The organism is Micromonospora sp. NPDC052213 (assembly GCF_040679695.1).
Lineage (GTDB): Bacteria > Actinomycetota > Actinomycetes > Mycobacteriales > Micromonosporaceae > Micromonospora.
This window is the reverse complement of the sequence record NZ_JBFAVI010000189.1, coordinates 1-13,031: the sequence shown is the minus strand read 5'-3', so window position 1 is coordinate 13,031 and position 13,031 is coordinate 1. Positions and strand designations below refer to the sequence as shown.

The 13,031-nt window shown below is 66.2% G+C and carries 12 protein-coding genes and 1 pseudogene; 8 read left to right on the top strand and 5 right to left on the bottom strand.

The window, feature by feature from the left end:
• On the top strand, nucleotides 1–717 hold a 717-nt coding region (locus AB0L34_RS29310; protein WP_363708343.1), incomplete at its 5' end, for a hypothetical protein.
• Between the two features lie 11 nt (nucleotides 718–728).
• Nucleotides 729–1,022: a hypothetical protein gene (locus AB0L34_RS29305; protein ID WP_363708341.1), complete on the top strand. Its 294-nt coding sequence runs from the start codon at nucleotides 729–731 to the stop codon at nucleotides 1,020–1,022.
• A 119-nt stretch (nucleotides 1,023–1,141) separates the two neighbouring features.
• Here AB0L34_RS29305 and AB0L34_RS29300 read toward each other — a convergent pair whose 3' ends face one another.
• On the bottom strand, nucleotides 1,142–1,342 hold the full coding sequence (locus tag AB0L34_RS29300) for a hypothetical protein (RefSeq protein ID WP_363708339.1): 201 nt from the start codon (nucleotides 1,340–1,342) through the stop codon (nucleotides 1,142–1,144).
• A gap of 1,113 nt (nucleotides 1,343–2,455) precedes the next feature.
• Here AB0L34_RS29300 and AB0L34_RS29295 point away from each other — a divergent pair.
• Complete coding sequence (locus AB0L34_RS29295; RefSeq protein WP_363708337.1) at nucleotides 2,456–2,950, top strand: hypothetical protein; 495 nt, start codon at nucleotides 2,456–2,458, stop codon at nucleotides 2,948–2,950.
• 52 nt (nucleotides 2,951–3,002) lie between these two features.
• Here AB0L34_RS29295 and AB0L34_RS29290 read toward each other — a convergent pair whose 3' ends face one another.
• The 4 genes from AB0L34_RS29290 to AB0L34_RS29275 all read right to left on the bottom strand — a co-directional run bounded on the left by AB0L34_RS29290 (nucleotide 3,003) and on the right by AB0L34_RS29275 (nucleotide 4,801).
• Nucleotides 3,003–3,782, bottom strand: a complete 780-nt coding sequence (locus AB0L34_RS29290) for a transposase family protein (RefSeq protein ID WP_363708335.1) — start codon at nucleotides 3,780–3,782, stop codon at nucleotides 3,003–3,005.
• A 65-nt stretch (nucleotides 3,783–3,847) separates the two neighbouring features.
• The gene (locus tag AB0L34_RS29285) at nucleotides 3,848–4,114 is read right to left on the bottom strand and encodes an HNH endonuclease family protein (RefSeq protein ID WP_363708345.1); all 267 of its coding nucleotides are present in this window, start codon (nucleotides 4,112–4,114) and stop codon (nucleotides 3,848–3,850) included.
• 156 nt (nucleotides 4,115–4,270) lie between these two features.
• Complete coding sequence (locus AB0L34_RS29280) at nucleotides 4,271–4,465, bottom strand: hypothetical protein (RefSeq protein WP_363708333.1); 195 nt, start codon at nucleotides 4,463–4,465, stop codon at nucleotides 4,271–4,273.
• A gap of 99 nt (nucleotides 4,466–4,564) precedes the next feature.
• Nucleotides 4,565–4,801: a hypothetical protein gene (locus AB0L34_RS29275; RefSeq protein ID WP_363708331.1), complete on the bottom strand. Its 237-nt coding sequence runs from the start codon at nucleotides 4,799–4,801 to the stop codon at nucleotides 4,565–4,567.
• Between the two features lie 416 nt (nucleotides 4,802–5,217).
• On the opposite strand from AB0L34_RS29275, the gene AB0L34_RS29270 reads away from it, so the two are divergent.
• The 5 genes and pseudogenes from AB0L34_RS29270 to AB0L34_RS29250 form a co-directional block, all read left to right on the top strand.
• On the top strand, nucleotides 5,218–7,191 hold the full coding sequence (locus AB0L34_RS29270; RefSeq protein WP_363708329.1) for a class I SAM-dependent DNA methyltransferase: 1,974 nt from the start codon (nucleotides 5,218–5,220) through the stop codon (nucleotides 7,189–7,191).
• Entirely contained in the window at nucleotides 7,188–8,459 is a 1,272-nt protein-coding gene (locus tag AB0L34_RS29265) for a restriction endonuclease subunit S (RefSeq protein ID WP_363708326.1), read from the top strand. The genes AB0L34_RS29270 and AB0L34_RS29265 overlap by 4 nt, the downstream gene beginning before the upstream one ends.
• Complete coding sequence (locus AB0L34_RS29260; RefSeq protein WP_363708324.1) at nucleotides 8,456–11,632, top strand: type I restriction endonuclease; 3,177 nt, start codon at nucleotides 8,456–8,458, stop codon at nucleotides 11,630–11,632. The genes AB0L34_RS29265 and AB0L34_RS29260 overlap by 4 nt, the downstream gene beginning before the upstream one ends.
• Before the next feature lie 337 nt (nucleotides 11,633–11,969).
• Nucleotides 11,970–12,854 carry a hypothetical protein gene (locus tag AB0L34_RS29255; protein ID WP_363708323.1) on the top strand — a complete coding sequence of 295 codons (885 nt, stop codon included), beginning with the start codon at nucleotides 11,970–11,972 and terminating at the stop codon, nucleotides 12,852–12,854.
• A gap of 83 nt (nucleotides 12,855–12,937) precedes the next feature.
• Nucleotides 12,938–13,031, top strand: a pseudogene (locus AB0L34_RS29250) (3-hydroxyacyl-CoA dehydrogenase NAD-binding domain-containing protein); the annotation flags it as partial.

Sequence of the window (13,031 nt, the reverse complement as noted above, 5' to 3'; positions counted from 1 at the left end):
CGCGCCTCCGGCGCCGGCCCGACCGACAGCACGGAGGACCTGGTGGACGACGAGCTGCTGCGCGGCACCTGCCCGGCCTGCCTGGTGGCGATCGGCGAGGTCCACGCCGACGACTGCGACGTGGCCGAGTGCCTGGCCACCGGCCGCAAGCGCATGTGGTGCCGGGCGCAGCGCGACAGCGCGGGCCACAACTGCGGCCGGGAAGACTGGACCGGCCGGTGGCCGGGCCACGCGGAGGCCCGCCAGTTCGGCTGGCACGTGCGGTGGGACACCGAGGCTCGGAAGCTCGTGCGGTGTGCCCCGGACGTCGACGGCTCCGGGCCGGAGCTGACGCGGCTGTACAAGCACGCGCGGTGGGACCAGGCGGCGCGGCGCTGGGTGCGGCGCCGCGCCGTGGTGTTCTCCCGGGCGGTGCGCGGCGGCCGGGCCACGCTGGAGGAGCTGACCAAGGTCGCGGACCGCTGGTGCCACGAGCAGGGGTACGAGGTGGTCGGCTCGCACGTCGGTTCCCGCGGCTGGCGGGGAACGATCGACCTCCTCGCGCAGCACGTCGCCGACCTTGTAGTGGTGCCGTCGGTGGAGCGGCTGGGGTCGGGCAAGCAGGTGTTCGAGCGGATCGCGGCGGTGCGCCGGGCGGGCGGCGACGTCGCCGGCCCCGGCGTGCGGATCGACGCGGACGGCCGGGTCGTCGCGTCGTCGAGCAACCAGCAGATGTGAAGGAGGTCCGCGTGGAGATCGTAGACCGGGCGATCCTGACATGCCCGCCGACGAACATGAACGCGCTGCTGGATGGCAGCGGGACGCCGGAGTACACGCCGACCGTCGAGCACTCGCTGACCACGTGCGAGAAGTGCGGGACGGGCGTGTGGATCGGGCCGCGCCAGCGGCAGGCGCGGGCGCTGCTCGGCGACAGCGCGGTGGTGCTGTGCATGGTGTGTGCCATCCAGGCGCAGCGGGAGCGCGGCGGCGGCACCGTCAGGCACCTCGGCGGCGGCGACGGCCGACCGCGGACGCTGGGCTAGTCCGGTGAGCGGACTAGCGACGCGAGGCTAGTCCGCTGGGCGGACCAACTGGCAGGCCGCCGCAGCCTGAGAACGGATCGACCCCCGCACCGGAACGTCGGTGCGGGGGTCGATTCGCGTCAGCGGACCGACAGGTGCAGCCGCTCCAGCGCCAGGAAGGTCGCGAGGCCGAGACTCATCGGCACGGCGGCCTCGGGGAACTGGTGCGCGGCGCCGGTGACAGCGGCCGAGATCAGCAGGTAGACCAAGGTGGTCAACGGGATCAACCGACCCTGCGGCACCTTGTGCGGCGATTCTGCTGCATGACGTAGTCTGCTCATTGCGTTGACTCTTTCTGCCCTGGCTTGGCGGTTGTAGTGACGCTTCGGCGGGTGCCCGGATCCGACCCCGGGTGCCCGCCATTTTCGTGCTCGGCGTCGGTCGACGACGGCACGTCGTCCGGGGCCTCGAAGTGGGTCCACGCGCTAAAGTCGTGGTCCTCGTGGCTCGGACTCGGATGACTCTAACCGCCCGACAGGACAATCCCCCGCCCCGACCCCGGATCTGGGTGCTATCGGGACCCCGGCGGGTTCCCTTGTGCACGGACAAGGCCCGATAGTTGCCCGGAGCTGGGGGTGAATTGCCTGTCGGGCCACGGGATCGAGGCTGCCAGGGGCGTGGAGTGGCGTCCAGGATTTCACGGTTTCGCCACCCCGCCTGGGTTGGTTACTGCTCCTCCTCGGTGGAGTTGTCGACCGCTCGTCGGGCGTCAGCGGGTCGTTGATCGGGCCGGTGCACACCCCAGATCGATCGCCGGCTCCACCCTGACGTCGCTGCACCGGCAGCGGATGACGAGGTGGCCGCCGCACCCGCACGGCCACCAGTCGCGCACCGGCCGGGTCGCCGACCCGCCCGAGTATCGGTGCCCGGCCCGGCAGAGCTGCGGCTCGTCGCCCACCAATTCGCGGACCTGACGGTTAGAAGGCGACCACGTGCGGGGGCGGCGCGGGCCCGGTCGACCAGGCTGCGCAGCCCGGCGGGGGAGTCGACGACGCGCTCGACGACGATCACACGGGCGGGCGAGTTCTCGGCCCGGTCCCAGCGGCGTGATGTGCCGGCGCGTTCGCCATTCCATGTCCTGCAAGTTAGTCGCACACACGTACTAAGATGCTCGAGGTCGGAAATGGCGGCCGGGCACGACTGACGTGACTGAGCGGCCAAGGCCGGGGCGATGGGCGCGCGGACCTGTACGGCGGACTCTGGAAACGGGCCGCACGGGTTCGGGCGGGACAGGCGGGTTGCGTGGGGCGCCTAGTGCCCGCCGGCCGTTGCTTCTCGTGCCGCGCGACGTGCGTGCGCTGACTACACTCTCGACAGCGCAGGGCAGAAAGCATCCAGTTCGGCGTCCTGGTCGGGATTGGTGTGTTTGTTGCAGATGGGGGCAAGGCGTGGGCGTGAACAGTGGAGACGGGCTTGAAAAGGCCCTCCAGGGCATTTCGTTGAATGATTTGCCTGTAGAGAAGGTGTTCGAGTGTTTTGCCCTGGGGCCTGCGCTCAGTCCGGAGGTGATGAAGAAACTGATTGGCCAGTTTCCGGAGTTGCGAAAAATGGCCGCCGGAGCCTTGAGTGTTATGGAAAACGGGCATGCGGCTACGCTGAAGTCTAATGAACAGAGTCAGAAAGAGGTATTCCAAGCCTATGGGCGAGTCGATGAGTCGCTGAGCGAACTGCTTAAGCGAGACGACCTGGACTGGGAACAGATCAAGTTCCTGATCGAGCGTAAGGAACGAAACGCGGACAGAGTGTCCGAAGAAGATGCCAAGAATAAGCAGTTCCTGGCGGGACGGCACAACAAGCTGGTGTTTTCGGCCGCTGCCGTACTTGTCGCGGCCGTGTGGTTCGTTGGCGGCAGAGTGGCGGTTCAAAACGCCACGAAAGCCGTCGCCTGACTCAGGAACGTCTCGTAACTGGGTGAAGGGTTGCCCGGCCTCAGGCCGGTGGTCAGCCGGCGAGGATGATGTTGTGGAGGTTGGCGATGCCGGAAGCGGCGTCGGTCAATGTGTGGGCGGCGCGGCGGTAGTCACGCAAGATCTTGAAGCACTTCATCCTGGCCAGGGCGTGTTCGACCCCTGCTCGGACGGTCCGGTGTTCGACGTTGAGGGCTTCTTTCCAGGCGGGCAGGTCGCTCCCGTCGGCGGGCTTGCGGTACGGCATGATCACCTCGGGGTTGCCCCGGTAGCCGCCGTCGGCCATCACCGGCCGCCCGTCCAGCTTCTCCAGGATGCCCGAGGTGCGGTAGACGATCGTGTCGTTGCGGTTGCCGGGCTGCGGGTCGCCGACGGCGATGACCAGGCGGGTGCTGGCGTCGATGGCGACCTGCAGGTTCGTCGAGTACCGGTAGTTCTTGCTCCGGGCGGCCAGGCGGTGATCGCGGGTGGGGATCAGAGTCCCATCGACGATCGCGATCTGCTCGACCGGCCGCTTACGCACCGGTGCCAGCGCCACTAGCGGCGCGAGGGTGTCGATGACCCGGTGCGCCGCGGAGTGCGACACCCCGAACAGCGGGCCGATCTGGCGCATCGTGAGGTTGGTACGCCAGTAGGTGGCCACCAACAGCACCCGGTCGGCCAGGTCGAGGGCCCATTGCCGGCCCGGCCGGCCGTCGGCGATGCCGTCACCGCCACGCTCGGCGACCAGCCGGACCAGCTTGCGGAACTGGGCGGGCTGCAGCCCGGTGAATGGGAAGATCCACTCAAGGTGGGCTGCCGTAATCACCTGCACCCAGGCATCCTGCCCGATCATCCTCAACAGACAGACGCCAGGGTTACGAGACGTCGCTTAGCTCGTCAGGGCGTTCTTTCCGAGGTGTCGACGGTGAGCCGCCAGCGGATCTTGGTGGCGACCCACTCGTTGATGTAGCGACAGCGCGCCGAGCTGTAGGGCGGCATCCAGGTGGCGGGGTCCTGGTCGCCCTTGGCCTGGTTGACGTTGTCGGTGACCGCCACCAGCGGGCGGGAGTCGCCGAGGTCGTTGGCGAAGGCCTGGCGGCGGCTGGTGGTCCAGTTCCGGGCGCCAGAGTCCCAGGCTTCGGCGAGGGGCACCATGTGGTCGATGTCGAGGTCACTGGTGAGGGTCCAGTAGGCGTTGTCGTAGTCGGAATACCAGCGCCTGCCAGACAGGAAGCAGGAAGAGCCGACCGACGGCTTCGTGGCGGCCTCGGCAATGAGGACCTCATTGCGGGTGTTGCAACCGTCGCCGTCGGCGTCTTTTTAGTGAGGGAAGAGGCTGCGGTCGTATCCGGTGCGGACCTCGGTGGCCAAGGGCAGGTTCACCACGGCGGTGCGCAGGTATGCGGAATAGGTTTCGGCGTGGGCGGGGGCGGCGGTCAGGACGGTGGTGGCGGTGACGGCGGCCAGCAGGGTGGCGGCCCATCGCACGGTACGGGTGTCGGCTCTCCCGGTCAATCGAAGATAGCGTTACTTCGATATGCGTGGGTGTCGACCGGCAAAGCAATGGTCGACAAGCGAACAACCGCAGAACAACCGCTCCGCCGGCGGTAGCTGTCAGTGCGCTGCCTCCGAGACGGGCTGCTGGTACTGGTAGACATCGGTGTCATCAACCCTGCCGGCGAGGACGTAGGCGTGCTCCACCACGGGCGCCGCGGCATCGCTCGCCCCGACGTAGAAGCCAGTCTGAGGCAGCTTGACCACCGCCGGCGGGCTGCCGTCGGCGGCGACCTCCACCGGCATCAGTCGCCCGTCGACCGGTCCACCGAGAAACCGTGCATCTACTGCCGCCATCCGGCCATCGTGCCGGATCCGCCTATTTGTGGTGAGCATCGTTCAGTGACATCAGGGGTGGTGGACAAGGACGGACCATCTCTGAAGCACGTGCCAACGGTCGATCACGCCCTGACGAAGTGCCAGAAGTGCGACACCGACGTGTGGACGGGGCCGAGGCAGCACGCCTACTCGGGCTCGGCTGTGTGAGCGTGGAGTCAGGAGCGGCACCGCTGTTCGCGGTGGTGCTGAACTTCGTTGGCCTGCTCCTGATGTCCGTCGTTGTCTGCCGTCGTGCCGGTCTTGCTGCTCGGTTGGCTGGTTGTGCCCGGCATGGGTTGCGAGCAGATTGAGGGCATCCTCCGGTAGCTTCAACGCCGCCGATACGGCGGCAACCGGGACCGCCGCAACGCCGAACGAGACAAAGGTCCACCAAAGTGAGCAAGCTCGGAAATTTCGTGTGGGGCATCGCCGACCTCCTGCGTGGGCCGTACAAGCCCCATCAGTATGGCGCCGTGATCCTGCCCATGACGATCCTGCGCCGCCTGGAGTGCGTGATGGAGCCGCACCGGGAGGCTATGGCGAAGATCGTTGCGGAGCACGACGACGACCTGCGGCGCAAGACGTTCGTGCGCCGCGCCACGGGCCTGCCGTTCTACAACACCTCGGCGTTCACCCTCGAGGTCGCACTCGAGGACCCCGACAATTTGGCCGCGAACCTCGTCGACTACATCAACGGGTTCTCGTCAGAAATCGACGTGTTCAAGCACTTCGAGTTCGAGACGCAGATTCACAACCTCGACCGGGCCGGCCGTCTGAACCTCGTCGTGCAGGGGTTCGCCGGGGTCGACCTGCACCCCGACGCCGTCGACAACCCAGGTATGGGCGATCTGTTCGAGCACCTCATCTACCGCGACTTCGAGGCCGCGAACGCCGAGGCAGGCGACTTCTACACCCCTCGCGACGCGATCCGACTCCTGGTCGACCTGGTCTTCGCGGAGGACACCGACGCCCTGCGCGCGCCGGGCACCCTCCGCTCGGTATACGACCCGACGGCGGGTACCGGCGGCATGCTGTCCGTCGCTGAAGAGCACCTGCTCTCGCTCAACCCGAAGGCGAAGCTCGCCCTGTACGCCCAGGAGGTCAACCCCGCCTCCTATGCTGTCTGCAAGTCCGACCTCCTGATCAAGGGGCAGGACGTGTCGAACGTGCGCCACGGCGATACGTTGGCCAACGACCTGTTCGCTGGCGAGACGTTCGACTACTGCCTGTGCAACCCGCCGTACGGCGTGGACTGGAAGGCGTCGGAGACGGCTGTGCGCGCCGAGCACAAGCGCGGCGACAGGGGCCGGTTCGGCGCCGGTCTGCCCGGTGTCGGCGACGGCGCGATGCTGTTCCTCCTCCACCTAATCTCGAAGATGCGCCCCGTGGACGCCAAGGGCAACGGCGGCCGTGCTGGCATCGTCCTTTCCGGCTCCCCACTGTTCAACGGCGGCGCTGGTTCCGGTCCGTCGGACATCCGAGGGCACCTTCTCGAGAACGATCTTGTCGAGGCGATCGTTGCCCTGCCTCTCGATATGTTCTACAACACTGGCATCGCCACCTACCTGTGGATTCTGGACAACTCCAAGTCGCCGGAGCGTCAGGGTAGGGTCCAGCTCATCGATGCCACTGGCATGGGGTCGAAGATGCGCAAGAGCCTCGGTGCCAAGCGCGTCGAGATCAGCGAAGCTGACCGGGCGAAGATCGTTCAGACCTACGACCGATTCACCGAGACCAGCACATCCAAGATCATCGACAACCTCGACTTCGCCTACTGGTCCATCACCGTCGAGCGGCCTCTCCGCCTGAACTTCGCCTGCAGCCCTGAGCGCACCAAGACGGCCGTCGATACCAAGGCCCTCGCCAAGGTGCAGGGGCTCGGCGAGGCCCTGGATACGTTCGGCGACGCTCTCTACCTCAACCGTGAGGAGTTCCTGCGCGAACTGAGCAAGCACCTCGGCGCCAGAGGGATCGGCCTCACGGCGCCGCAGCGCAAGGCGCTGTGGCAGGCGCTGGGCGAGCGCGACGAGAACGCCGACACCTGCACCGTCCAGGCCGGCCCGGAAAAGGGCTCTCCCGAGCCCGACACCGCCCTGCGCGACACAGAGATGGTGCCGTTCGGGTGGGGCGGCCACGACAAGAACCACGACGCCGCAGGGGAGACGATCGACGCCTACTACGCCGCAGAGATCGCTCCGCACTTCCCCGACGCCTGGATCGACCACGCAAAGACCAAGGTCGGGTACGAGATCCCATTTACCCGCCATTTTTACACCTTCGTCCCACCCCGTCCATTGGCGGAGATTGACGCCGATCTCAATAAAGTCGTGGCCGAGATCATCGATCTTCTGCAGGAGGTCGAGCGATGACTACGCCGGTGACGCACCCTGCGGTGCAGGCGCGGGTTTCGAAGTGGCTTGGCGTCCTCCCCCATGACTGGTCCGGGGCGCGACTCTGCCAGGTCGCTGAGGCATGGACGAGCAACGTCGACAAGCACACCGTTGAGGGGCAACCGGCGGTGCGCCTGTGCAACTACACCGACGTCTACAAGAACAGCTCAATAACGTCCAACCTCGACTTCATGAAGGCGACTGCTACCGCCGAGCAGATTGTACGTTTCCGTATCCGGCGTGGAGATACCATCATCACAAAGGACTCCGAGACCGCAGACGACATCGGCATCCCTGCCTACGTTGAGTACGAAGCTGACGACCTCATTTGCGGGTATCACTTGGCGATCGTGCGCCCCGATCCGCGGGCAGTCGCGCCACGGTTCCTCTACTGGGTCATGGTATCGAGCGCGGTGCAAAGCCAATGGAGGGTCCTGGCATCGGGCGTGACTCGCGTCGGACTCCGTAGCACGGACCTGACGAAAGCGACCATCCCGCTCCCGCCCGCCGCCGACCAGCTAGCCATCGCCGACATCCTGGACCGCGAGACGGCTCAGATCGACGCCCTGATCAGCAAGCAGCACGGCCTCATCAAGGTCCTACGCGAACGACGCTCGGCGCTGCTCGATCAACACTTTCAGTCCTCCGAGGGCAAGCGCTCGGCTAGCATTCGGCAGACCCTCATGAAGCTGACTCGTCCCGCTCCCAGCGGGCTCGGAGTCGTTACCGCGTACCGCGACGGAGTCGTGACCCTTCGATCAAACCGGCGCGAGGACGGCTACACGTTCTCCGAGACCGAGGCTGGTTACCAGGAGGTCCTTCCGGGCGACATCGTCTTCCACGCGCTCGACGGGTTCGCGGGCGCGGTTGGGGTCTCGGACAGTCACGGCGTCTGCACACCGGTGTACCACGTGTGCAGGCCACGAGGTGATGACGATCCCGAGTACCTGGCGCTACTGCTGCGGTACCTCGGGACTTCAGGCTTCCTAGCTGTTCAGGCGCCGAACGTGCGGCAGCGCAGCGTCGACTTTCGCAACTGGTCTACGTTCGCGCGGGTCCCGCTGATGCTTCCGTCCCCCGACGAACAGCGAGCGTTCATGGCCGACTACCGCGCGCGCAAGGCGAGCGTCGACGCACTGATTGCCAAGACGCAGCAGCACATCGCGTTCGCGAAGGAGCGCCGTGCCGCACTCATCTCCGCGGCCGTCACAGGTCAAATCGACGTCGCCGGAAGGAGTGCAGCATGATGGCTGTCGACCAGAGCCGCGAGGAGCAGTTCGAGGCCGAGATCTGCGAGCACCTCGCCGCACACGGGTGGCTGTACTCGCCCAATGACGCCGGCTACGACGCCGAAAGAGCCCTCTTCCCGGAGGACGTGCTCGGCTGGCTCGAGGACACACAGCCCGAGCAGCTGGCGAAGGTCGTCAAGGCCGGGTCGGTGTCGGAGGGCAAGCAGCGGGAGCAGGTCCTGGACGCCATCGCGAAGAGGCTGGACGCCTCCATGAGCCATGGGGGCGGCACGCTGAACGTGCTGCGCCGGCCGGTATCACACGTCAACGCGACGTTGCGCATGTGCCAGTTCAAACCAGCCACGACTCTCAACGCCAAGACGGTCGAGGACTACGGCAAGGTGCGGCTGCGGGTGATGCGTCAGGTGCGTTTTTCGCCGGCAAAGGGTGACAACCGGGCCATCGACCTCGTGTTCTTCGTGAACGGTCTGCCCGTGGCAACGCTCGAGCTCAAGACTTACTTCAAGCAGGAAGTACGCTCAGCAATCGACCAATACAAGCACGACCGCCGCCCCAAGGGCCAGCCACTGCTGGGGCACGGAAACCGTGCGCTCGTGCACTTCGCCGTGGATGACGACGAGGTGTGGATGACCACGCGCCTCGCCGGGTCCAATACGTTCTTTCTGCCGTTCAACCGCGGTACCGCCGACGGCGGGAAGGGCAACCCGCCGAACCCGAGCGGCGCGGCGACAGCCTACCTGTGGGAGCGGGTGCTTCAGCGGGACCGGTGGCTGAACATCCTAGGCGCCTTAATGTTCACCCGTCACGAGGAGACCGTCGACCCGATCAACGGCAAGAGGTCAAAGAAGTCAACGATCCTGTTCCCGCGCTTCCATCAGTGGGAGGCGGTGACGTCTCTGGTGGAGGCCGCTCGTGTTGAGGGCCCGGGGCACAAGTACCTGATCCAGCACTCGGCCGGGTCGGGTAAGACGAACTCGATCGCGTGGATCGCGCACCGTCTGGCGCGCCTACACGATGCGGACAACGTCAAGGTGTTCGACACGGTCTTGGTCATCACCGACCGAAGCGTGCTGGACGACCAGTTACAGGAAGCGGTGCGGCAGGTCGACAACCAGCCGAACCTCGTCGTGACGATCGACGACACCGAGGTACGCCGCGCAGGCGGGTCGAAGTCCAAGGCGCTGGCTGCGGCGCTGCGCGACAAGCGGCTGATAGTCGTGGTCACGATTCAGACGTTCCCGTTCGTGATGAAGGAACTCGCGGAGAACAAGGCCCTGGCAGGGCACAACTTTGCGATGATTGTCGACGAGGCGCACACCTCACAGTCGGGTGCGACTTCGAAAGAGGTCCGCAAGGTACTGTCGGCCGGCGGTGTAGCGGTCAAAGAGCCTGTCGCTGTCGACGCGGAGGACACGCTCAACGAGGAGATAGCCCGGCTAGCAGCCCAACGTGCGAACCCGACGAACATCTCCTACTTCGCGTTCACCGCCACCCCTAAGGCCAAGACGCTCGAGCTGTTCGGTCGCCCTGACGAAGACGGGTTACCGCGGGCGTTCCACGTGTACTCAATGCGGCAGGCGATCGAGGAGGAGTTCATCCTCGACGTGTTGCGCGGTTACCAGACCTACTCTACGGCATTCCAGATCGAAACCCGCGCCAAGAGCGGCGTAATCGCCACCGCGCATAGCACCGACGAAGCCGATGACGGAGACCTGGTAGATGAGAAGGCGGCGTCGCGCGGCATCATGCGGTTCGTCAAACTCCACCCGTCCAACATCGGGCAGAAGGTAGAGATCATCGTCGAGCACTTCCGCGCGAACATCGCCCACCTGCTGGAGGGGCACGCGAAGGCAATGGTCGTCACCGACTCGCGCGTGGCAGCGGTGAGGTACAAGAGGGAGATCGACACGTACATCAGGAACAAGGGATACCAACTGAGAACCCTGGTCGCCTTCTCCGGCACCGTCAACGACTCCGACTACGTCATTGAAAAGGCCACCGAGGCGTCGATGAACCCGGGAGCGCGGGCGGACCTGGCCGAGGAGTTCAAGGGCGCGACCTACCGCGTCATGATCGTCGCGGACAAATTCCAGACCGGGTTCGACCAGCCGCTGCTGTGCGCAATGTACGTCGACAAGCGACTCGACGGCATCGCCGCCGTGCAGACCCTCTCCCGGCTCAACCGCACCTACCGGTCACCGGCCGGCGAGAAGAAGGAACGCACGTTCGTCCTGGACTTCGTCAACGACCCGGCCGACATCCAGGCGTCGTTCGAGCCGTACTACAACGAGGCGCGCATCGAGTCGACCACCGACCCGAACATTGTCCACGAGATCGCGGCCAAGCTCGCCGAGGCCGACATCTACACCGACGACGACGTCGAGGCCTTTGCCCATGCTTGGTTCACCCGGGCAGGTCACGGCGCCCTGTCGGCGGCGATCCAGGGACCCAAGGACCGGTTCGCCACCCTGTACCAGTCGGCCAAAACGCGTGACGACAAGGCCGAGATCGAGCGCCTCGAGCTGTTCCGCAAGGACGTCGGCACGTTTGTGCGCCTGTACGACTTCATGTCTCAGGTCGTCGACTACGAAAACACCGCCCTCGAGAAGCTGTCGGTCTTCCTCCGCCAGCTCGCCCGTGTCATCGAGACCGACCGTCTAACCTCGGACGTCGACCTGTCCGACGTCACACTGAAGCGCATCAAGCAGATCGACCACGGCAAGGTCGACCTGTCGCTGGGTGAGGAGCGAGCCCTGAAGCCGGCCACTGCAGCGGGTTCGGGTTCCGCGAACAGGGATCCGAAGCTGGTCGCCCTCGCCGACGTCGTCTCACGGATCAACTCTCTGTTCGCCGGCGACTTCGAGGCTGGCAGCGTCGAGGGCTTCGTGACGTCTGCCGCCAGCGAGATCATCTCCGACCCGGAGGTCGCCGAGGAAATCGACGCCAACGAGATCGACCAGTTCCGCAAGTCGCCGACCCTGCCGACCAAGGTCATCGACGCCGTACTCGACATCCCGGGTGTCATGGAGAAGATGGCCAACCGCGTGGTCGGCGACGCCGACCTTATTGACCTCATCGCTCAGGCCGCCTACCTGCTGCGCAAGATCGAGCAGGACCGGGAGCAGAGCGACGGGGACCAGGAATCCGGCGGACTCAACCAGCGTGAGTAAGGGGAGCTCCCCGCCCATTGTGGCACTCGTCCGGCTGGTCGCCGACCAGCTCCAGCTCGCGGAGCGGCAGCTACGGCAAGGCGACCACGTGCTGGTGTGCGGCAGCCCACTCGATCAGCTGGCGCAGGTCGGCGGGGAGTCGACGAATGCGCTCGGCGACGTGGCGCCCCGCCGGCAAGTTCACGGTCTCGCCCCGGTGGATCGGAAGTGCCGGCTGCGCCAATCCATGATCCGGGGGCGACCGGCATTGCACCCGCCCCTCCGCCGTCCTCGGCGGCCCTCATTAGGGTGTACGCACCACAGTGGAGCGGGTAGCCCCCAGAGAGACGGTATGCCCATGATCTCGATTGAACTCGGCAACGACGACCGGCTGTACGTGCAGGCCGTGCAGCACATGCTGCGGCTCTACCCCGGCGTCGGGGGCGCACACATTAGCCTGCGCTTCGAGCTCAGCCGACAGAACGACGCGCCGACCGCCTCGCCGTTTAAGGTGTCGTCGTTGCTGTACCTGTGCGGCGTGTCGGGCCAGGAGCAGAAGCTGCTGGGCGCGCTGGAGGTGGAGCAGCCCGTGAGCCCGCAAGTGCGGTCCAGCCAGTTGGAACTGGTCGGGTTCGTCAGCGACGAACAGCTCCGCGTCATCGAGGAACTGCGACGGGGCGAAGACCTGCACTTGTACGCCAACTTCACGGTGACCTCGGTTGTGGGTGACCCGCCCATTCTCCAGGTGAAGAGCGGCGGTGGCCGCTTCCACATCGGCGCCGGCGAGTGGTTGAAGCAGCTGGAGCAGGTAGACGCCGGCACGTTCATCGAGGTGCTGGTGCCGGTGGTCGGTGGGGCGGACTTCGCGATCGCGACGGAGGAGCTACGGAAGGCTAGGATCCTGCTGCGGCAGAGCAACATCGAGGGCGCGCTGCTCGCCGCGCGCAAGGCGCTGGAGCCGATCCGCAAAGCCGAGCGCACGGCGGCCATCCAGCGGAAGACCCTCGAGCGGGAGAGGGCCAATCCGGAGCGGCTCGTGGAGGAGAAGCGGACGCTGCCCGAGCGGTTCGCGTTCATCGTGGAGGACCTGGCCAGAACGCTGTCCGGCGCGATGCACAAGGATCCGGTGACCAAGACGTTCGAGTACACCCGGGGGGATGCGGTGATGCTGGTCGCGGCGACGGCGGGGGTGCTGGTCCGCGTGGCCGAGCAGCGGCGATGGAGCTCGACCGCCACGGGATAGCGCGGTCGGCCTGACCTCTGGCTCGACGTGCACGTCCCCGCAGGTCGGCCCGTACTACCCGAGGCCCAAAGAGATCAGAGGGCGCGATCCTGGCGACCAACACCTCGGCCATCCCGGTGACCCAGATCGCCACGGCGACCGAGCGGCCGGAGGCCGTCGTCGGCACCCACTTCTTCT